This is a genomic window from Halothiobacillus sp. DCM-1 (assembly GCF_045689735.1).
Lineage (GTDB): Bacteria > Pseudomonadota > Gammaproteobacteria > Halothiobacillales > Halothiobacillaceae > Halothiobacillus.
The window spans coordinates 406,050-425,409 of the sequence record NZ_CP142685.1 but is presented as its reverse complement, the minus strand read 5'-3'; the positions used below and the strand labels follow the sequence as shown (position 1 = coordinate 425,409).

19 protein-coding genes and 1 riboswitch are annotated in these 19,360 nt (G+C 60.3%); of the genes, 13 read left to right on the top strand and 6 right to left on the bottom strand.

The genetic code is table 11. The features are described 5' to 3' along the window. Nucleotides 1-291: 291 nt before the first annotated feature. On the bottom strand, nt 292-864 hold the full coding sequence (locus VOI35_RS02090; protein ID WP_407276250.1) for a thioredoxin family protein: 573 nt from the start codon (nt 862-864) through the stop codon (nt 292-294). 166 nt (nt 865-1,030) lie between these two features. Here VOI35_RS02090 and VOI35_RS02085 point away from each other — a divergent pair, with 166 nt between their 5' ends. The 10 genes from VOI35_RS02085 to VOI35_RS02040 all read left to right on the top strand — a co-directional run bounded on the left by VOI35_RS02085 (nt 1,031) and on the right by VOI35_RS02040 (nt 10,328). Next, complete coding sequence (locus VOI35_RS02085; RefSeq protein ID WP_407276249.1) at nt 1,031-1,846, top strand: phosphate/phosphite/phosphonate ABC transporter substrate-binding protein; 816 nt, start codon at nt 1,031-1,033, stop codon at nt 1,844-1,846. Nucleotides 1,847-1,992: 146 nt separating this feature from the next. Further along, the gene (metK, locus tag VOI35_RS02080) at nt 1,993-3,159 is read left to right on the top strand and encodes a methionine adenosyltransferase (protein ID WP_407276248.1); all 1,167 of its coding nucleotides are present in this window, start codon (nt 1,993-1,995) and stop codon (nt 3,157-3,159) included. Nucleotides 3,160-3,177: 18 nt separating this feature from the next. Beyond that, nucleotides 3,178-3,261: riboswitch (S-adenosyl-L-homocysteine riboswitch) on the top strand. A 44-nt stretch (nt 3,262-3,305) separates the two neighbouring features. Next, nucleotides 3,306-4,700: an adenosylhomocysteinase gene (ahcY, locus tag VOI35_RS02075; protein WP_407276247.1), complete on the top strand. Its 1,395-nt coding sequence runs from the start codon at nt 3,306-3,308 to the stop codon at nt 4,698-4,700. A gap of 10 nt (nt 4,701-4,710) precedes the next feature. After that, nucleotides 4,711-5,553: a methylenetetrahydrofolate reductase [NAD(P)H] gene (gene metF, locus VOI35_RS02070; protein ID WP_407276246.1), complete on the top strand. Its 843-nt coding sequence runs from the start codon at nt 4,711-4,713 to the stop codon at nt 5,551-5,553. Between the two features lie 165 nt (nt 5,554-5,718). Continuing rightward, nucleotides 5,719-6,630, top strand: a complete 912-nt coding sequence (locus VOI35_RS02065; protein WP_407276245.1) for an SPFH domain-containing protein — start codon at nt 5,719-5,721, stop codon at nt 6,628-6,630. Nucleotides 6,631-6,674: 44 nt separating this feature from the next. Then, nucleotides 6,675-7,028, top strand: a complete 354-nt coding sequence (locus VOI35_RS02060) for an NTF2-like N-terminal transpeptidase domain-containing protein (protein ID WP_407276244.1) — start codon at nt 6,675-6,677, stop codon at nt 7,026-7,028. A gap of 13 nt (nt 7,029-7,041) precedes the next feature. Then, on the top strand, nt 7,042-7,506 hold the full coding sequence (locus VOI35_RS02055) for an NfeD family protein (protein WP_407276243.1): 465 nt from the start codon (nt 7,042-7,044) through the stop codon (nt 7,504-7,506). 87 nt (nt 7,507-7,593) lie between these two features. Continuing rightward, on the top strand, nt 7,594-8,457 hold the full coding sequence (gene folD, locus VOI35_RS02050) for a bifunctional methylenetetrahydrofolate dehydrogenase/methenyltetrahydrofolate cyclohydrolase FolD (RefSeq protein ID WP_407276242.1): 864 nt from the start codon (nt 7,594-7,596) through the stop codon (nt 8,455-8,457). Between the two features lie 4 nt (nt 8,458-8,461). Continuing rightward, a complete protein-coding gene (gene rnt, locus VOI35_RS02045) occupies nt 8,462-9,193 on the top strand; it encodes a ribonuclease T (RefSeq protein ID WP_407276241.1) in 732 nt (243 codons plus the stop codon). Between the two features lie 196 nt (nt 9,194-9,389). Then, the gene (locus tag VOI35_RS02040; RefSeq protein ID WP_407276240.1) at nt 9,390-10,328 is read left to right on the top strand and encodes an alpha/beta hydrolase; all 939 of its coding nucleotides are present in this window, start codon (nt 9,390-9,392) and stop codon (nt 10,326-10,328) included. Here the strand turns inward: VOI35_RS02040 and VOI35_RS02035 are convergent. Together VOI35_RS02035 and VOI35_RS02030 are read right to left on the bottom strand one after the other, a co-directional pair. After that, a complete protein-coding gene (locus VOI35_RS02035) occupies nt 10,294-11,598 on the bottom strand; it encodes an ATP-binding protein (protein ID WP_407276239.1) in 1,305 nt (434 codons plus the stop codon). The genes VOI35_RS02040 and VOI35_RS02035 overlap by 35 nt on opposite strands. Continuing rightward, nucleotides 11,582-12,307, bottom strand: coding sequence for a winged helix-turn-helix domain-containing protein (locus VOI35_RS02030; RefSeq protein WP_407276238.1), 726 nt, complete (start codon nt 12,305-12,307; stop codon nt 11,582-11,584). Before VOI35_RS02030 ends, VOI35_RS02035 begins: the two co-directional genes overlap by 17 nt. 175 nt (nt 12,308-12,482) lie before the next feature. On the opposite strand from VOI35_RS02030, the gene VOI35_RS02025 reads away from it, so the two are divergent. Next, on the top strand, nt 12,483-12,779 hold the full coding sequence (locus VOI35_RS02025) for a hypothetical protein (protein ID WP_407276237.1): 297 nt from the start codon (nt 12,483-12,485) through the stop codon (nt 12,777-12,779). A gap of 15 nt (nt 12,780-12,794) precedes the next feature. Continuing rightward, nucleotides 12,795-13,889, top strand: a complete 1,095-nt coding sequence (locus VOI35_RS02020; protein ID WP_407276236.1) for a hypothetical protein — start codon at nt 12,795-12,797, stop codon at nt 13,887-13,889. Between the two features lie 123 nt (nt 13,890-14,012). On the opposite strand, the gene VOI35_RS02015 is transcribed toward VOI35_RS02020, so the two are convergent. Further along, complete coding sequence (locus VOI35_RS02015; protein WP_407276235.1) at nt 14,013-14,363, bottom strand: DUF3147 family protein; 351 nt, start codon at nt 14,361-14,363, stop codon at nt 14,013-14,015. A gap of 112 nt (nt 14,364-14,475) precedes the next feature. Here VOI35_RS02015 and metE point away from each other — a divergent pair, with 112 nt between their 5' ends. After that, nucleotides 14,476-16,761 carry a 5-methyltetrahydropteroyltriglutamate--homocysteine S-methyltransferase gene (metE, locus tag VOI35_RS02010; RefSeq protein WP_407276234.1) on the top strand — a complete coding sequence of 762 codons (2,286 nt, stop codon included), beginning with the start codon at nt 14,476-14,478 and terminating at the stop codon, nt 16,759-16,761. 89 nt (nt 16,762-16,850) lie between these two features. Here metE and VOI35_RS02005 read toward each other — a convergent pair whose 3' ends face one another. Both VOI35_RS02005 and VOI35_RS02000 read right to left on the bottom strand, forming a co-directional pair. After that, nucleotides 16,851-18,788, bottom strand: coding sequence for a SurA N-terminal domain-containing protein (locus VOI35_RS02005; RefSeq protein ID WP_407276233.1), 1,938 nt, complete (start codon nt 18,786-18,788; stop codon nt 16,851-16,853). Between the two features lie 145 nt (nt 18,789-18,933). After that, entirely contained in the window at nt 18,934-19,206 is a 273-nt protein-coding gene (locus tag VOI35_RS02000) for an HU family DNA-binding protein (protein WP_407276232.1), read from the bottom strand. Between the last annotated feature and the right edge of the window lie 154 nt (nt 19,207-19,360).

Genomic DNA, 19,360 nt, shown 5'->3' with positions numbered 1-19,360 from the left:
GCAAGATAAGCGCCGCCTGCGCGCTCAACCCAGGCGGCGGACAAATTCATCGCATTGTCACCATAATTGGCTCGGTTGGCAACCAACCCACCGCCGGATTACCCACCAAGGCTGGCGGGATTCTTTAGCTGGCCGTTGAAAAACTCTTTTCAACGGCCTGTTAAGGCAAGCCATGGATGGCTTGCACGAAGATCAATCACGCTAAGTAATTGATCTTTGAAGGCCGTCGCGGACATGTACCGCGACGAGCCGAGTTGAAAAAGGGTATAAAAGCCCTTTTTCAACATCCTGCTAGTCCTCTTCCGACGACGGCTCAGGTAGCCATTTGATTGAACAACCGATCGACGGCCATTGCTCTTGCGGCCCGATACCGGTTGCGGCAATCTGGCGCATGGCCTCGAATAATTCACGCGGCGCATCCGGACGGGATTCTTTGCCCGAAGCATCCATCCGTCCACGATATTGTAACTTCAATTCCTTGTTGTACCCGAAAAAATCCGGGGTGCACACCGCGCCGAACGCGCGCGCAACCTCTTGGGTTTCGTCGTGCAGATAGGGGAAGGGAAACTGCCAGCGTTCCGCCAGTCGCCGCATATTTTCCGCAGAATCTTCCGGGTATTGCGACGCATCGTTGGACATGATGGCGACGGAATGCACGCCCAGCGTGCGCAACTCGGTCGTGTCGCGCACGATTTTCGGCAAGATGGCCTGCACATAGGGGCAGTGATTGCAGATGAACATCACCAGCAACCCATTCGGGCCGACCAAATCTTCCAGATACCACAGCCGCTCGCGGGTATCGGCCAGCACGAAATCCGGCACCGGTTGATTAAATTCCCCTATGGGGGTTGTGGTACGAACCATTGGACAAACTCCTGAGATTACTTTTTAGTGACACCCGAAAATTTCACTGCGTCGATTTTGCTTGGTCATGATACAGGTGACGAGGGATCACGCAGGTTCAATGTAGTACAGCCTCTCGACAGGCTGACTCGTACAAAAAGAACCAACCGACCAAGGAGTCCGCCTCATGCCGCATCTCATCGCTCGTCTTGCCGACTGGCTGCGTCCCTTCTGGCTCGGTGCCCTACTGGCACTCGGGCTGGCTCAGCCTGCGTCCGCCCTCTCGTTCGCCATCCCGCCGTTTTTGCCGCAGGCCGAACTGGAAAAATCCTTCTCCCCGCTGATCGATCAGATCAGTCAGATGACGGGGCTGCCGATCACCCTGAAAACCTTCCCAAACTATCTGGCTTTCTGGCAGGAAACCCGTTCAGGCTCGAATTTTGATATTGCCCTGGATGCCGCACCCACCACCGATTTTCGCGTTCAGCGCCAGCATTGGCAGGTCATTGCCAAGATGAGTGGCACGGTCACCCAATCCCTGGTCACGAAAGGGGATAACGCCGTACTCGACCCCAGTGAACTCATCAATAAAAAAATTGCCGTGCAACCCTCGCCTTCCGTCAGCGCACTCACCTTGTACCAGTTGTTCCCCAACCCGGTGCAACAACCCAACCTGATCTATGTGGAATCGAACCGTCAGGCAGCGGATGAGGTGCTTGCCGGCAAGGTGGACGCCGCCGTCATCCCCACGCCCATTGCCGTCGGCTATCCCGATCTCAACACGGTCACCACGACCGCGCCCTTGCCATTCCTGGCAATCAGCATCAGTCCCAAAGTAACCGCCGCCCAGGCCAAAACCTTGCGTGACGCACTTCTCAATCTGGATAAAACCAGCCAGGGTCAGGCGCTGTTGAAAGCCTCCCAGCTTCGTCCGTTTGAGGCCGCGACCAACGCTGAATATGCCGGCGATGAGAAATTGCTCGAAGGCACCTTCGGCTACTAATCCCCTCAACCGTGCCGCCCCGATCACCCTGCTGCGCTGGGCGGCCTCTCCGGGTGATGCATCGGGCGACGCGTTGAACGAGACACCTGCTAAACTCATCGCCTTTCATCTTTACCCTAAACCCCAATATCCACGAAGCCCACGCCATGCGAACCGCAACCGATTACCTGTTTACCTCTGAATCCGTCGCCGAAGGCCACCCGGATAAAATCGCCGATCAAATCTCCGATGCGGTACTTGACGCCATCCTCGCCGCCGACCCGCGCGCGCGGGTGGCCTGCGAAACCCTGGTCAAAACCGGCTTTGTCGTGCTCGCAGGGGAAGTGACCACTTCTGCCTGGGTGGATGTCGATGAGCTCGTGCGCAAGGTGATTGTCGATATTGGGTACAACAGCTCGGATCTCGGGTTCGATGGCGCAACCTGTGGCGTGTTGAATGCCATTGGCAAACAGTCCTCCGACATCGCGCAGGGCGTGGATCGCATGGTGGCCGAAGAACAAGGCGCGGGCGATCAGGGGCTGATGTTTGGTTACGCCACCAATGAAACCGAGGTGCTGATGCCCGCGCCGATCACCTACGCGCATCGCCTCGTGCAACAGCAGGCCGCGGTGCGCAAATCCGGTGAACTCGACTGGCTGCGTCCGGATGCCAAATCCCAGGTCACCTTCCGCTATCAACACGGCAAACCGGTTGGCATCGATGCGGTCGTGCTTTCTACCCAGCACAGCCCTGACATATCACAAGCCCACCTGCGCGAAGCGGTGATGGAGTTGATCATCAAGCCCGTCCTGCCTGCCGAATGGCTCGATGCCCGCACCAAATTCCACATCAATCCGACGGGCAACTTCGTGATCGGCGGCCCCGTGGGCGATTGCGGTCTGACCGGACGCAAGATCATCGTCGATACCTACGGCGGCATGGCACGCCACGGCGGCGGCGCCTTCTCGGGCAAGGATCCGTCGAAGGTCGATCGTTCGGCCGCTTATGCCGGGCGGTATGTCGCGAAGAACATCGTCGCCGCTGGGCTTGCCGATCGCTGCGAGATTCAGGTTTCTTATGCGATTGGCGTGGCCGAACCCACCTCGATCAGCATCGACACCTTCGGCACCGGCAAAATCGGGGATGACAAAATCACCGCCTTGGTGCGCCAACATTTCGATCTCCGCCCCTATGGCATCATCAAGATGCTCGATCTGATTCGGCCAATCTATGGCAAAACCGCCAGCTACGGCCACTTTGGGCGCGAAGATGCCGACTTCACCTGGGAAAAAACCGATAAGGCCGCTGCCCTGCGAGCCGATGCCGGGCTATAATCTGTTGCATCCAATCGGCGGCTCAAGGAGCGCTGCAATTTCTGCCTCGTGCAGAAATGAGGCTTGAGCCGCCGGTTTTCTGTTCAACGGCGCTCACCGAAACCTGCTCTGTCCGTGCAGGTTTTTTGTTGAACGGAGAACGAGCCATGACACACACCCCTGATTACAAAGTCGCCGACCTTTCGCTGGCCGATTATGGCCGTCGTGAAATCCGTATTGCGGAAACGGAAATGCCCGCGCTGATGGCGATCCGCCGCAAATACAAGGCGTCACAACCGCTTGCGGGCGCGCGCATTGTCGGCTCGCTGCACATGACCATCCAGACCGCCGTGCTGATCGAAACCCTGGTCGATCTGGGCGCTTCGGTACGCTGGTCGTCTTGTAACATTTTCTCCACTCAGGATCACGCCGCCGCCGCGATCGCCGCTGCTGGCATCCCGGTGTTCGCCTGGAAGGGCGAGACCGAGGACGAATACTGGTGGTGCATCGAGCAGACCGTGACCGGACCGAACGGCTGGACGCCGAACCTCATTCTGGACGACGGCGGCGATCTGACCGGGCACATCCACACCAAGCACCCCGAATTACTGGCCGCCATCCACGGCGTCTCGGAGGAAACCACCACCGGCGTGCATCGCCTGTGGGACATGCTCAAGGCGGGCACGCTCAAAATTCCTGCCATCAATGTCAACGACTCGGTCACCAAGAGCAAAAACGACAACAAATACGGCTGCCGCCACTCGCTCAACGACGCCATCAAACGCGCGACCGATCACCTGCTCTCCGGCAAGCAGGCGTTGGTCATCGGCTACGGGGATGTCGGCAAAGGTTCTGCCGCCTCACTCCGGCAGGAAGGCATGATCGTCAAAGTCTCCGAGATCGATCCCATCTGCGCCATGCAAGCCTGCATGGATGGTTACGAGCTGGTTTCGCCCTACCTCAATGGGGTGAACGACGGCTCGGATGCCTGCGTGGACAAGGCGCTGCTCGGCAAGATCGACCTGATCGTCACCACCACCGGCAATGTCAATGTCTGCGATGCCCCCATGCTCAAGGCACTGAAAAAAGGTGCCGTGGTCAGCAATATCGGCCACTTCGACAACGAAATCGACACCGCCTTTATGCGCAAGAGCTGGGCGTGGGAAGAGATCAAGCCGCAAGTCCATAAGGTTTACCGCGACACCCAAGCGGGACAAGCGCCTAACCTTGCCAGCGATGACTACCTGATTCTGCTCTCCGAAGGTCGTCTGGTGAACCTCGGCAATGCCACGGGTCACCCGAGCCGCATCATGGACGGCTCATTCGCCAACCAAGTCTTGGCGCAGATCCACCTCTACGCCGCCCGTTTTGCCGACCTCCCGGCCAGCGACAAGCCTGCGCACCTGAGTGTGACCGTGCTGCCCAAGGCGCTGGACGAGGAAGTGGCGCGCTATATGGTCGAAGGCTTTGGCGGCGTCATCACCCGCATGACTTCTGCCCAGGCCGACTACCTCGGCGTGCCGCTCGAAGGCCCGTACAAGCCGGACAGCTACCGTTACTGAGGACGGAACCATGAGCATTGCGTTGTCCTGCGAATTCTTCCCCCCCAAATCGGACGAGGGGGCCAGCAAGCTCATGGGCGTGGCGGAGCAGCTCGCCCGCAGCCTCGCGCCCGAATACTTTTCGGTGACCTATGGTGCCGGCGGCTCGACCCAGGAACGCAGTTTTGCCACGGTCACGGCCATTCAGCGGGATTCTGGCATCCCCGCCGCCCCCCACCTCTCCTGCATCGGTTCGACGCGCGAGGGCATCGCGGCGATTCTGGATGACTACCAGGCGCAAGGCATCCGCCGCATCGTCGCCCTGCGCGGGGATTTGCCCTCCGGAATGCGCGATCCCGGCGATTTTCGTTTCGCCAGCGAACTGGTGGCGTTCATCCGCCAGCACAGCGGCCACCACTTCCATATTGAAGTCGCCGCCTATCCGGAGTTCCATCCGCAAGCCGCCAATGCCGAGGCCGATTTACGCCACTTCAAGCAGAAGGTCGATGCCGGTGCGGATGGCGCGATCACCCAGTATTTCTACTCGATCGAAGCCTACAGCCGGTTCGTCGATGACTGCGAAAAAATGCAGATCGACATCCCCATCGTGCCGGGCATTATGCCGATCAGCAACTACACCCAACTGGCGCGGTTTTCGGACGCCTGTGGTGCGGACTTGCCGCGCTGGCTACGCAAACGGCTGGAAGCCTTTGGCGATGATTTGCCGAGCCTGCGCGCGTTCGGACACGATGTCGTGGTGGAGTTAACCGCACGGCTGATCGCGGAAGGCGCTCCGGCGTTGCATTTTTACACCATGAATCAGGCCGAGCCGACCCTCGCCATTTGCCGAGATGCGGGCATCGTTCCAACCTGATGACCCAATCGATCGGTTCGCCTGACAACAACACGCCAGGCGATGTAATCTTCTGGCAAATGTCAAAGAACCGGAATCAAGCCGTGCTAAGGTGAGCGGCATCCGGTGGGCTGCGGGCATGCCGCCGCCGGTCGCCTAATCTGGTTCATTCTACGGAGAGCAGACATGGGAACATTTGCGATTGTGCTGTTGGTCTTGGCCGCCGCCACAATTTTTGCCGGGGTCAAGCAGGTGCCCCAGGGGATGATGTGGACGGTCGAGCGCTTCGGGCGCTACACCCGCACACTGGAGCCGGGGCTAAATCTGATCGTGCCCTACATTGATAAAATTGGCAGAAGAATCAATGTGATGGAACAGGTGCTCGATGTCGCCTCGCAGGAAATCATCACCCGCGACAATGCCATGATCAAGGTCGATGGCGTGGTGTTCTTTCAAGTCCTCGACCCCGCCCGCGCCGCCTACGAGGTGCATCAACTCGATTACGCCATCCTCAATCTCGTCATCACCAATATCCGCAATGTGATGGGCTCGATGGATCTCGACGAGATTCTCTCCCGCCGGGACGACATCAACAGTCGCCTGCTGGCCGTGGTCGATGAGGCCACCACGCCCTGGGGCACCAAGATCACCCGCATCGAAATCAAGGACATCACCCCGCCGGCTGACCTCGTTAATGCCATGGCGCGGCAAATGAAAGCCGAGCGCGACAAACGGGCGAATATCCTCGAAGCCGAGGGCTTGCGTCAGGCCGCGATTCTCAAAGCGGAAGGCGAAAAACAATCGCAAATCCTGCAGGCCGAGGGGCAGCGGGAAGCCGCATTCCGCGAGGCCGAGGCGCGCGAACGACTGGCGCAGGCCGAAGCCTTCGCCACCAAATCCGTGAGCGAGGCCATCGCCGCCGGGAATGTGCAGGCCATCAACTACTTCGTCGCGACGAAATACATTGAAGCCTTTCAAGCGGTGTCCACCGCACCGAATCAAAAAGTCATCATGCTGCCGGTCGAGGCCAGCAGCGTGCTCGGTTCGCTGGAAGGCATTGCCGAACTCGCCAAAGAAGCATTCAAAACCGGAAAATAACCGGAAAATCCAACAAATTCGTTCAGAACCTAAGGAAAGCCACCATGATCGCTCGCTCGACCCTCCTCGCCCTCGCCGCCCTGCCATTCCTGATCACCGCCTGCTCCAGTGGACCGAGTTCCGCCGATGTCGAAAAAGCGCTGAAAGATGGCATGCAAAAAGCGGTCAAGGAAGCACAATCCCAGGGCGGGGAAACGGCTGGCAAGATGGTGGCCGCAATGATGTCGGCCGTGGAAATCCACGCGGTCAAAGTACAGGAATGCAAAAAGGATTCCGCCGAAAAAGGCTATGACTGCACCGTCGAACTCAAAGTCAAGACGCCGATGGCCGGGGAACAGACCACGACCAAACAACTGCACCTGGTGAAGGGCAACGACGGCTGGGAAATCCGCCAATGACGGGAGCCCGACCATGAACTGGGATTATTGGGGCTGGTGGATTCTCGGCCTACTGCTGATCGTCGTCGAGATTTTTGCCCCGTCGAGTTTTTTTCTCTGGCTCGGGGTGGCGGCGCTCGCGGTGGGGGGAATCGCGTTCGTTCTGCCCAGCCTGATCTGGCCCATAGAAATCGCTCTGTTTGCTGCGTTGTCGATCATCGCCCTGCTGATCGGCCGGCGCCTGTTCCGCCCGCAGCGGCAGACCAGTGACCGCCCCACGCTGAACAAACGCGGAGATCAATACCTCGGTCGCCAATTCACGCTCGAAGCGCCGATCGTCAATGGCGTCGGCTGGCTGCATATCGGGGATTCCCGCTGGCGAGTCATCGGCACGGACACCCCCGCCGGCGCTCAAGTTACCGTCACCGGCGTCGAGGGCGCGAGTCTCGTCGTTCGTCCCAGCAAATCCGAACCTCAATCCTCCGAGCATCTCATTTAAGCGCGCCCCGACTATTTGTCCGACGGCATTTGTCCGGTCGTTGGCTGGCGTGCGAAAATCACGGCCAATTTTTTCTGAGGAAGTTTCATGACGGCCAAGCTGCTGGACGGGCGGGCACTCGCCCAATCATTGCAAGCCCAATTTCAGGGGCAAATCGCCGAGGCCGTAGCGGCCGGTCACCGCCCACCGGGGCTCGCCGTGATTCAAGTCGGCGATGACCCCGCGTCCAGCGTGTATGTCAGCAATAAGCGCAATACCTGCCAAAAAGTCGGCGTCACTTCCTTCGCCCATGAATTGCCCGCATCCACCACCCAAGCCGAACTCAACGCGCTGATCGATGCCTGCAATGCCGACCCGTCGATCGACGGCATCCTCGTGCAACTGCCACTGCCGCCGCAGCTCAGTGCGGCCGAGGTCATCGCCCGCATTGCCCCGCACAAGGATGTGGATGGCTTCCATCCAGAAAACATGGGACGCCTCGCCATTCGCCAGCCGGGGCTGCGTCCCTGCACGCCGTTTGGGGTGATGAAGCTGATCGAAACAACGGGCGTAGACCTGTACGGCATTGAAGCACTGGTCGTCGGTGCCTCGAATATCGTCGGGCGGCCCATGGCGCTAGAGTTGCTGTTAGCCGGCGCGACCGTCACCGTGGTGCATCGGTTTTCCCGCGATCTCGCAGGACATGTAGCACGGGCTGACCTGATCATTGCCGCTGCGGGCAAGCCGGGGCTGATCCGAGGAGAATGGATCAAACCGGGTGCCATCGTGCTGGATGTGGGCATCCACCGCCGCGAGGATGGCAGCCTGTGTGGCGATATCGAATTCGCCGCCGCCGCCGAACGCGCCAGCTGGATCAGCCCGGTGCCGGGCGGTGTCGGGCCGATGACCATCGCCATGCTGATGCACAACACCCTGCAAGCCTGGCAAGCTCATCTGGCGCTGCGGGTGTAACCGCGTGAACGATTCGCCGGATTTTTCCACGGTCGCTGCCGTACACGCCCCAGGACACCAACCCTGGACGATCGCCCGCCGTTTTCGCGGTTTTATGCCGGTTGTCGTGGATGTCGAGACCGGGGGGCTGAATCCGGCAACCGATGCCCTGCTGGAGCTTGCAGCCGTCATTCTGGATGTCGATGCCCAAGGACAATTGATCCCCGTCGATCGGGTACAGGTGCATGTCGCCCCGTTCGAAGGGGCAAACCTCAATGAAAATTCCATGAAAATCCATGGAATCGATGTCGATCATCCGTTTCGTGGCGCGGTACCGGAAGCCGAGGCGCTCGCGCAGTTCTTCCAGCCGATTCGTCAGCGAACCAAACTGATCGGTGCCCGCCGTGCCATCCTCGTCGGCCACAATGCCGCCTTTGATCTGGCGGTGATCAATGCGGCCTGCGCGCGGACCGGTAACAAGAAAAATCCCTTTCATCCGTTTTCCACGCTCGATACCGTCACCCTCTCCGCCCTCGCGGTCGGCGAAACGGTTCTCGCCAAGGCACTGGACGCCATCGGCATCGGCTGGGACGGCAGCCAGGCGCATGCCGCACTGTATGACGCCGAGCAAACCGCCGCCCTGTTCTGCAAAATCGTCAATCATTTCTCCACCGAACGCGGTCGTGCGCCCCTGCGCCAGCGCCCCCCAGCGCCTGCGGTCGCTTCTGAAGCCCCCATCGACACGGACGGCGACTGACGACCGATCGAGCGCCAGGTCGGTTTTTTTCATGTACCCCGCTTGACCGGCTCAGCGCGATTTCTGCGCCGGTCCGCCGGTCACCCACCGTAACTTTTCTCTTCCAAGCCGCAACCAAACGAGTCACTGGCGCGTACTACTTGGACTGTGTTTTGAATTCGGTACGCAAGATGATGCAGGCCACGAGGATCAGGGCATGAGCCCACAGAACCCGCCCAGGAAACCCGATCACCGGGCAGCCGGAAGACTCCGGGCTGGACGATTCCGTCATTTCCATCGCGGCTGGATGCTGGTCTTGGCACTGCTCGGTCTATCGGGTTGCAGTGGTATCACGGTGCTCAACACCCTCGCGCCAAGCCAAAATATCCGCACGCATGATGATCTGCAATTTGATCACGGGCACCATCTGTCGTTGGATATTTATCAACCCGAGCACGCGCAGGATGCCCCCGTCGTGGTGTTTTTCTGGGGCGGCAGTTGGCAGGAAGGTGATAAATCGCTGTACGCCTTCGTCGGGCGGGCGTTGGCGGCGCGCGGCTTCGTGGTCGCCATTCCGAACTATCGTCTGTATCCGGCGGTGCGCTACCCCGAATTTTTATTCGATAGCGCCCACGCGGTCGCCTGGGTGCGCGCGCATATTGATCGCTACGGCGGCAATCCACAACATTTGATTTTGATGGGCCACTCCGCTGGAGCCTATAACGCCGCAATGCTTGCGCTCGATCCGCAGTATCTGCACGCCGTCGGGCTCGCCCGCCACGATCTCGCGGGGGTGATTGGTTTGGGTGGCCCCTATGATTTCCTGCCACTGGTTGATCCAGCGCTCAAAGCCATTTTCTCGCCCGCCGAGCCCGATCTCGCCCAGACTCAGCCAATTCATTGGGTAGACGGCCAGAGCCCGCCCATGCTGCTGATCGAGAGCACCGCCGACACCATCGTAGCGCCCAAAAACACCCGGCATCTCGCCGCCGCCTTGCGCACCCACGGGGCGCCGGTATCGGTCCGGATGGTGCCGGATTTGAGCCACCAGTGGCTGATCGGCGTGGTCTCTAATCTCTTGTCGTTCCGGGATCAAGGCATCAATGCGGCGATCGATCGATTTATCCGCGATCCGCAAGTGGCAACCCGATTTTGACCCACAGACCGCCACCCGGCGTGTCATCGAGTTCCAGTGACCAGCCGCAATCGGCACACAGCCGCGTCACGATCGCCAAACCCAGCCCCGAGCCCGATTGCGTGCGTGCCGTGTCGCCGCGCGCAAAAGGCTCCAGCAAGGCCGCCCGCTGCGCGGGCGCAATACCTGTGCCATGATCGCGCACATGCAGCACCCAGGCGTCCGGGGTGCGTGTCAGAAGGACTTCGATCGGCGGGCGTCCATAATGCTGGGCGTTGTCGATCAAATTGCGCAGGATGCGGGTGAACAGCGCGCCGGGCACCCGGTAATCCGCCGCGATGGCATCGCTCGACCCATCGCCACCCCAGCTGACCCCCGCCTCAAGACAAAGCGCCTTGAGGAGCGGCAACAGCGGCTGATCCGCCTCGGGTGGCACCGTCTGCCCGCTGCGGGCGAAGTCAATGTATTGCTGAATCAAATGGTTCAAATCGTCGAGATATTGCTCGATGCGCGACAGCATGGCAGGGTCTTCCCGCCCCAGCTCCAGCGCCATGCGTGCCCGTGCCAGTGGCGTGCGCAGGTCGTGACTCAGCCCCGCCAGCATCAGGCTGCGATTGTGCAGCAGTCGTTGCACTTCCTGGCTCATGATATTGAAGCGACGGGCGAGCGCGGCAAGTTCGGCGGGCGCATCCGCCAGATCAACCTGGGGCGTTTCTCCCCGACCGACGGCCTCCGCTGCTTGACCGAGGCGCGCCAAGGGTTGGGAGAGCTGACGGGCGAGAATCAACGCAGGCAGCAATCCGGCCAGCAGCACCACGGCCAACACCACCAACAACGCATTGATCGGTCTCGTGCCAATCCGCTCTGCGGGAAAAGACAGGCGCAACACCGTGCCGGCAAAAGGCAGATCCGCCCCGTACCAGCGCTGCGCACCCATCTGCCAGGTGTGGACGACCACCGGCGCATCCAGCCGACGCGATAATTCATGCGCCAAGACCAGAACCACCGGCAGATGGCTTTCCACCCCCGGTAGCGGGTTGGTCGGCTGGCTGATGGTCAGCCGGTGGGCGGTCGTCAATTCCGCAAGATAAGCCGGCCGTACGGCGTCCGGCAGTTCATTCCAGGTTTGCCCGCTAAGTACCATCAATGCGGCCAGATCCGTCGCGGAGGATTTCAGCAGCGGCCATACCACCCAATAACCGGAGATGGCCATGCCCATGAGCTGCACCCCCAGAACCAGGGCGAATACCCGCACGGCGGCGGTGCGGAACAGGCTACGGGGCGCGGCCATCGGGATCAAACAGGTAGCCCACGCCCCAAACCGTGCGGATGAAGCGGGGGTTTTGGGTATCCGCCTCGATGCGTTTACGCAGGCGGGCGACCCGGGCATCAATCGAACGATCCAGCGGCATCCGTTCCACGCCTTGCACCAGATCGGTCAAACGATCGCGGGACAGCACCTGCCGGGGGTGGCGGAGAAAAACCGCGAGCAGGGTGAATTCGGCGGTCGAAATGGGCACTTCCTGTCCGGCACACCACAGGCGATGCCCCGCCAGATCGACGCTAAACGCACCAAACGCCGGGGCAGTGGGGGTGTCATGTGTCGCGGGCAAGACCGAACGGCGCAAGACCGCCCGCATCCGTGCCAGCAGTTCCCGAGGGTTGAAAGGTTTGGGCAGGTAATCATCCGCGCCCACTTCGTAGCCGACGATCCGATCCACCTCATCACCCCGGGCCGAGAGCATCATCAAGGCAAAGCGGCGCTGCGTGCTCAATTCCCGCGCCAGCGTCAGCCCATCCCCATCCGGCAGCATCACATCGACCAGCGCCAAGGCGGGCACCTGCTGCGCCAGGGCGGCGCGGAAATCCGCAATGGTTGTCACCCAGCGAACCGCAAAGCCATTCTGGCCGAGATAGCGGCAGAGCATCTGCCCGAGTTCGGCATCGTCATCCAGCAGCAAAACGGTCGGGGGAGCAGTCGTGGCTTCGGTCAAGTTCATGCGGGCACGCTACTGGCTTCGCGCGGGCAATTCAAGCGGCCTGCGACAGTCCGTCACACTTTGTCATACCTCCGCCACGCATTGTCATGCCTCCGGCATTCGCTGATCACAACCGCGACGCAGACTGGCGCCGTACTTCCGATCCGGAGTACTTCAACACGATAGGAGACACCTCATGACCCTGCGCACTGTATGGATTCCCGCTTTGTTCGCCGCAACCCTCGGCCTCAGCCATGCCTCATGGGCGGCCGATCCCTCGACGGCGCAACAACAGGCACAAACCGCACAACAAAACTGGAACGCCTTGAGCAAGGCGGAACAGGCTCAGAAAAAGGCCAACGCTTTGAATCAGGCGCAAGAGAAAAAATCGGCATGGCAAGCCCTGAGCCCGGAGGAGCAGCAAGCCAAGCGTGAGGCAGCACGCAGCAAAATGCAGGCGCGGTTTGGCAACCGCAGCGGGCAACGCCACTAATTCACCCGGAGACTCATGATGAACACGACTCGTCGTCCCCGCGGGTTGAAGCTCGCTATCCTCATGCTCAGTCTGTGTGGATTCTGGCATATCAGCCAGGCCGATCCGCTGCCTTTGCGGATTGTGTCCACCCCCAACCCCAATGTCTTTCCGCTCTTGCTCGCCATGAGCAACCAGCCGCAACTGCCGGTGACCTTGCTGCCGGTCGGCACGGCAGGTGAAGCCAGCACCGCCCTGATCAACGGCAGTGCCGATGGGTTGCTTTCGATGACCTACACCGCCGCCCAAATGGTCACCACCGGCAAGGTGCCCGATCTGGCCTTGGTGTCGGTCGATTTCTGGAACGGATTTTCTGTCCTCGCCCCGCAAAATGCCCAGATCACGAGCTTTACCGACCTCATCAACCACGGCGTGTTGATCGCGGGGCCGACCTCCGGCGGCAAAGGCAGCGGGCCGGATCTGATCTTTCAGGCCGCGGCACGCCGCGCGGGACTCGATGCCAGCAGCTTCGCCCTGTGTTATCTGCCGGTGATGCAGGCCGTGCCGCTGCTGCTTTCACAAGCCCCCATGAATAGCAATCCTGCCTGTAATCCTGCAGATTCCTCGGCGGCCACCGCGATTTCACTGGTCGAACCGGCGGCCACCGGGCTCGTGCTGCAAAGCCGTAGTGGGGACAATGCCACCGGGCTGGTGAGAAAGGTCATTCCGTTACAACCGCTGTTCTCGGGATACACGGCGTGGCCATCTGACGAGCTGCCGCATGGCGGCCTCTCGATTCGTGGCAGCGTGCTGAATGCCGCCGATTCCCAACAAACCAGCCGACGGGTGCTTCTGGCCTACGAACAGGCCGCAGCGCAGATCATGGCGGCCAAGCCGCACCCCCTGCAATTGATGCGGATCGCCCAGACGATTTCCGCCGGCATCACCGCCTATTACGGCCAATACGGACTCTCCATTCCGGCGCCGGTGATTTTCGCTGCACTGGAAAGCGGGGATTTCCGTTACCGGACAGATCGGCCACTGGCTGCGATCGAACCGGATCTCAACCGCTTTTTGGCCGAAGTGGTGGGCAGCCCAATTCCCGATAGTTTCTTTCATCCATTGCCCTGATGAATGAATCAGCAACGGGAGAGGTCGTTGTCGCCTTGAGGCTTCATGCCCAAACAGGCAAGGCGGAATCAATCCCCCGTGGATTTATTCCGCGTCGCGTGTCGCGCTGTCCGCCGACACGAGTTACCACAAGTGAATACCGAATCGCCGCATGAACACGGCAAATCCCGCGAACAACACCAGGGTAAGCAAGATGCAGACCCCAAGCGTCGGCCAAAACCCGATCCGCCCCAACAACGCAGGGAAAAGCAGAAACATGGGCAAGGTCGGCAGGACATACCAAAAGGTATACCAAGCATGGTTGGCAATTTTCTCCTGCGGTTGCTGCCCAACATGCAGCCAAACCAGCGCCATGATCGTCACCAACGGCAAAGCGCCCAACAGGCCACCGAGTTTGTCACTGCGCTTGGCGGCTTCAGACACCAGCACGATGACCCCCGCCGTCAGCAAATATTTCGCCACAAGCCACGCCATAGCCACCTCAAATTTGTAAAGAATTCATACTAAATCTGAATATTTATCCATGGATGTCATCTTATGGCTTCGCTATCGTGCGTCGTGCCACAGATACCTCCAGGATTTTTCAATGAGCAGTTCATCATTCGTTACCACCCATGTCCTCGGTTTTCCCCGCATTGGCGAACGGCGGGCATTGAAATGGGCACAAGAGCGCTATTGGCGAGGAGAAATTCCGCGCAGTGCGCTGGAACACACGGCAAGCCAGATTCGCAGCCAGTATCGCAACGATTACGCCGCCGCGCACATCGACCGCCCCGCCGCCGGCGAGTTTTCGTTTTATGACCACATGGCGGATACCGCCCTGCTCTTCGGACAAACCCCCGAACGGTTCGGTGCGCTGAGCAATACGATCGACGCCCTGTTCATCCTCGGGCGCGGCCAACACAGCAATGGCCAGAATATCGCGCCGCTGGCCATGAAAAAGTGGTTCAACAGCAACTATCACTATCTCGTGCCCGAATTAGCCGCGGATCAACCGGTTCGCCTCGATGCCGAGCGCTATCTCGCGCTGGTGGACGAGGCGCTCGCGGCCAATCCGCACGCCAAACCCGTGCTGGTCGGCCCCTTGACCTTTCTGTACCTGAGCCGTGGGCTGGATGAGGCCGGCCGACTGGCCAAGGCCGATGAATTGGCGGCAGCCTATCATCAACTGCTGTCGCTCCTGCGCGATCGGGGCGTGACTTGGGTGCAAATCGACGAGCCGATTCTGGCACTGGATTTACCCAGCGCGTGGCTGTCGGCCTTTGAGCCGACCTATCACCGCCTCAAGGTGCCGGGCATCCGCCTGCTGCTGACCACCTACTTCGGCGACATCAACGGCAATGTGAGCCTGGCGGCGCAGCTACCCGTCGATGGCCTGCACATCGATGCCACGGCCACGGCCGATCTGATTGCCGTCGCCGACCGCCTGCCGGACTACAAAGTGCTGTCAGTCGGCATCATCGATGGCCGGTCGATCTGGCGCGCGAATCTCGCCACCCTGCTGGATCGCCTGGAGCCCGTGCACGCCCGGCTGGGCAACCGGCTCTGGCTGGCGCCGAGCTGTTCGTTGCTGCATGTCCCGGTCGATGCCGCGCTGGAAACCCGGCTGCCGACGGTCATCCGCGACAACCTGAGCTACGCCCGGCAGAAGCTCAGCGAACTCGCGCTGCTCGCGCGCGGCCTGAACGAAGGCCGCAGCAGCATTGCGGCGGAGATTGCGGCGGCAACGGCGGCCCGCGCCGCACTGGATGCCGCACCGGGGCGGCATTCCGCGGCCGTGGCGGCAGCGGTGGCGAACATTCCGCACGCCGAGGTTCAGCGCTCGGCGCCCTTCGCTGAACGGGCCAAAGCCCAGCAAGAGCGCTTCCAACTGCCTGCGTTCCCGACCACCACCATCGGCTCCTTCCCGCAAACACAGGAAATTCGCGCCGCCCGCAAGGCGTTCAAGAATGCAGAGATCAGCCCGGCTGAATACGAAGCCGCCATGCAGGCAGAAATCCGTCATGTGATCGAGGTTCAAGAACGGATCGGGCTCGACGCCCTCGTGCATGGCGAAGCCGAACGCAATGACATGGTTGAGTATTTCGGCGAGCAACTCGATGGCTTCGCCTTCACCCAAGAAGGCTGGGTGCAATCCTACGGTTCACGCTGCGTCAAACCCCCCATCATTTGGGGCGATGTTTCCCGCAGTCAGCCGATGACCGTCGCCTGGAGCCGCTTTGCGCAGTCCCTGAGCAACAAACCGGTCAAAGGCATGCTGACCGGCCCGGTCACCATCCTGTTCTGGTCGTTCGTGCGCGATGATGTCCCGCGCGAAACCATTTGCTACCAGATCGCCGAAGCCCTGCGCCATGAAGTCAATGATCTCATCGCGGCCGGCATCGGCATGATCCAGGTCGATGAACCCGCCTTCCGCGAGGGGCTGCCGCTGCGCAAGAAAGACTGGGCACGCTATCTGGACTGGGCCGTGCGCGCCTTCAAATGGTCGGTCAAAGACGCGCCGATCGATGTGCAGATTCACACCCACATGTGCTACAGCGAATTCAACGACATCATTGAATCCATCGCTGCGCTGGATGCCGATGTCATCACCATCGAAACCACGCGCTCGAACATGGAACTACTCAATGCCTTTGCCGATTTTGCTTACCCCAACGCCATCGGCCCCGGCATTTACGATATTCATGCGCCGCAAATCCCAAGCAGCACGGAAATCACGCCACGGGTGCGGCTGGCAATGGAAAAAATCCCCGCCGAGCGGCTATGGATCAACCCGGATTGCGGCCTGAAAACCCGCACTTGGGCAGAGGTGATTCCCTCATTGGAAGCGATGGTTTCCTCGGCACGCGAGCTCCGTAAAGCCTCCGCCTGATTCCTTGTCGATGGTTCAATGCAAAAACCCGCCATCTGGCGGGTTTTTGTTGTGCCGTGCTGGGACGATGCCCACGCAGCGTCCGCACATCAGGGCTTGAGCGATTTCTCCGTCTCGGTGTGAATCGTGACTTTCGCCTCAGCGCGCAAGGTGGCCATCAAGGCGGCAAGACTGCGCTGAGCGCTGGCTTGCTGGATTTCGGCCGCCAGCGCCTGCTTGTCTTCTGCACTGATTGCGGACGGATCACCGGGTTTCACCGCCTGAACGACCACCACGGCCTCGTTGCCATCCGCCAGCGTCACGGCGCGCGTCGCCACTTTGCCGGGGGCAGCCGCGGGCACGGCGAACGCCGCCTTCTGCGCTTCAGGCGGCAGTCCATCCTGCGACTGATTCCGTTTGATCCATTCCGGCGGGCGCCAGGTCGCCGCCTGAGCCGCCGCCACCGCATCCGCCGGCTTACCCGCGCCCAACTCTGCCTCGATCGCCGCCGCCACCCGACGCTGCTCGGCCATCACCGCCGCTTCGGTCGCGGCCGTACGCACCTTGTCCATGACTTCGGCCAAGGTCAATTGCTTGCTCGCTTCATGCTCATGCACCCGCAACACCAGCGCATGATTGTTTCCTAATTCAATCACGCTGCTGTTCTGCTGCTGTTTGAGCACAGCGTTAGAGAACGCGGCTTGACGCACTTTTTCATCGGCACCGATCCCGGTTCCGCCAGATTGGGTGATCCAATCGCTGGTTTCGACCTTGAGCCCCAACGCTTCTGCCGCCGGAATCAAACTATCCGGGTGCTGATACGCCTGGTCGGACAGCTTTTCCGTCAGATCGTAGTAAATCTTGTCGATATGCTTCGCGCGTACCTCCGCCGTCAAGGTATCGCGCATGGCGTCCAGAGGTTGAATCACGGGATGAGACTCTTTGGTCACCTCGATCAAATGCCAGCCAAAGGAAGTGCGTACCGGCTCGCTGATTTCTCCGACTTTCAGGGCGTCCATTGCCGCCTCGAAGGGCTTGACCATTTCGCCCGGTGCCACCTCGCCCAAATCGCCCCCCTGCGCCTTGGAGCCCGGATCTTCGGAAATCGCCTTGGCCTCATCGGCAAAGCTGATCTTGCCACTCACAATCTTCTCGCGGGCTGCGAGGAGTTTTTCCTTGATCTGTTCGACCGTTGCCGCATCCGCATCCTTCGGCACCTGCAACAAAATGTGCCGCACCGTGCGGATCACGGATGCCTGCTGCTTTTTCTCATACGCCGCATAGGCATCCTGGATTTCCTGCTCATCCACCCTGACCTGAGGCGCCAGCGTTTGCGGCGAAAGCTCGATGTAGTTCACCTTGACCCGATCGGGCTGCACATAGTCGGCCTTGTGGGCATCGTAATACGCCTGAATCTGCGCCTCGGTTGGCGCTGGAACACGCGCCGCAATCTGCGCGCGGTTCAGGGTGATCAAGCCGACTTGCCGGGTTTGATCCCGCAGACGCACCAGCTCATCCAGTTGAGGCGCCGGGACGATGCTGCTTTCCCGAATCGCATTTTCCAGCGTTTGCATCACGATATCGTGCTTCAGGCGTGCTTCGAACACCGGCACCGTGGTGCCCTGTGCGGCCACGAACTGTTCATATTTCTTGGGATCAAAGGCGCCGTTGGACTGAAAGGCCGCCTCACTCCGGATCAGATCGGCCACGACGGCATCCGGCGCCTTGAAGCCGGCTTTCTGCACGAACAGGCTCAGCACCCGTTCATCAATCATTTGATTGAGCACGGCCTGATCCAGATGCAAGCTTTGCAGGAGTTCCGCAGTAGCCTGCCCGCCCAGTCGCTGGATGATCGCCTGGCGCTGCTGGCTTACCGCCTGCTCCAGCGCCTGCTGCGTAATCGGGATGCCGTCCACTTCGGCCACGGGCGGGTTCTTAGCGCCGGTGAAATACTCCCCAACGCCCCAAAGCACAAAGGGAATAGACACCAAGCCAATGATCCCAAAGGCAATCCACCCTTGAATCCGATCACGCAAATCCATCAACATAACGAACAACCTTTACTGTCGCAGCCAATCACTTCCGACGGTTGTAAACAACAGAAACCAATCGGCAGACTATACGAAAACAGGGGCACAAGCCCCTGTCAAAACCGATGCTGTGCCGCCGCGACGGGCGGACGACACACCAGGCTCAGTTCACCGCGTCTTTCAGACCCTTACCGGCCTTGAAGGACGGCAGACGGGAAGCGGCAATCTCAATCGTGGCGCCAGAGCGCGGATTACGGCCTGTGCGCGCTTCGCGCTCACGCACCAGGAATGTACCGAAGCCAACCAGGGTGACTTGATCCCCTTGCTTGAGGGCTTCGCCAACCGCATCAATGAACGCATCCAGGGCGGCCGCCGATTCAGTTTTCTTCAGGCCGCTTTTGGCTGCGATTGCATCGATCAATTCAGATTTGTTCATATCCTTGCAGTCCTTTAATGGTGGAAAGGTGGGGGAGACAGGGAAATACGCGAATAACCCGTGGCTGTGGATTCTGACGCCAAATGCCCGAAGGCGCAATGAGTAATCTGGCAGCAAAATCTCGAAAGCCGTTATACAAGCGCCCATGCGCCGC

Excerpts from the sequence above, each read along its gene's own strand:
- VOI35_RS02005 (WP_407276233.1), bottom strand. The coding sequence starts at position 18,788 with ATGTTGATGGATTTGCGTGATCGGATTCAAGGGTGGATTGCCTTTGGG.
- VOI35_RS02065 (WP_407276245.1), top strand. The coding sequence starts at position 5,719 with ATGGGAACATTTGCGATTGTGCTGTTGGTCTTGGCCGCCGCCACAATT.
- metF (WP_407276246.1), top strand. The coding sequence starts at position 4,711 with ATGAGCATTGCGTTGTCCTGCGAATTCTTCCCCCCCAAATCGGACGAG.
- VOI35_RS02040 (WP_407276240.1), top strand. The coding sequence starts at position 9,390 with ATGAGCCCACAGAACCCGCCCAGGAAACCCGATCACCGGGCAGCCGGA.
- VOI35_RS02020 (WP_407276236.1), top strand. The coding sequence starts at position 12,795 with ATGATGAACACGACTCGTCGTCCCCGCGGGTTGAAGCTCGCTATCCTC.
- VOI35_RS02035 (WP_407276239.1), bottom strand. The coding sequence starts at position 11,598 with ATGGCCGCGCCCCGTAGCCTGTTCCGCACCGCCGCCGTGCGGGTATTC.
- VOI35_RS02055 (WP_407276243.1), top strand. The coding sequence starts at position 7,042 with ATGAACTGGGATTATTGGGGCTGGTGGATTCTCGGCCTACTGCTGATC.
- folD (WP_407276242.1), top strand. The coding sequence starts at position 7,594 with ATGACGGCCAAGCTGCTGGACGGGCGGGCACTCGCCCAATCATTGCAA.
- VOI35_RS02025 (WP_407276237.1), top strand. The coding sequence starts at position 12,483 with ATGACCCTGCGCACTGTATGGATTCCCGCTTTGTTCGCCGCAACCCTC.
- metE (WP_407276234.1), top strand. The coding sequence starts at position 14,476 with ATGAGCAGTTCATCATTCGTTACCACCCATGTCCTCGGTTTTCCCCGC.
- VOI35_RS02015 (WP_407276235.1), bottom strand. The coding sequence starts at position 14,363 with ATGGCGTGGCTTGTGGCGAAATATTTGCTGACGGCGGGGGTCATCGTG.
- VOI35_RS02085 (WP_407276249.1), top strand. The coding sequence starts at position 1,031 with ATGCCGCATCTCATCGCTCGTCTTGCCGACTGGCTGCGTCCCTTCTGG.
- metK (WP_407276248.1), top strand. The coding sequence starts at position 1,993 with ATGCGAACCGCAACCGATTACCTGTTTACCTCTGAATCCGTCGCCGAA.
- VOI35_RS02060 (WP_407276244.1), top strand. The coding sequence starts at position 6,675 with ATGATCGCTCGCTCGACCCTCCTCGCCCTCGCCGCCCTGCCATTCCTG.
- VOI35_RS02030 (WP_407276238.1), bottom strand. The coding sequence starts at position 12,307 with ATGAACTTGACCGAAGCCACGACTGCTCCCCCGACCGTTTTGCTGCTG.
- VOI35_RS02090 (WP_407276250.1), bottom strand. The coding sequence starts at position 864 with ATGGTTCGTACCACAACCCCCATAGGGGAATTTAATCAACCGGTGCCG.
- ahcY (WP_407276247.1), top strand. The coding sequence starts at position 3,306 with ATGACACACACCCCTGATTACAAAGTCGCCGACCTTTCGCTGGCCGAT.
- VOI35_RS02000 (WP_407276232.1), bottom strand. The coding sequence starts at position 19,206 with ATGAACAAATCTGAATTGATCGATGCAATCGCAGCCAAAAGCGGCCTG.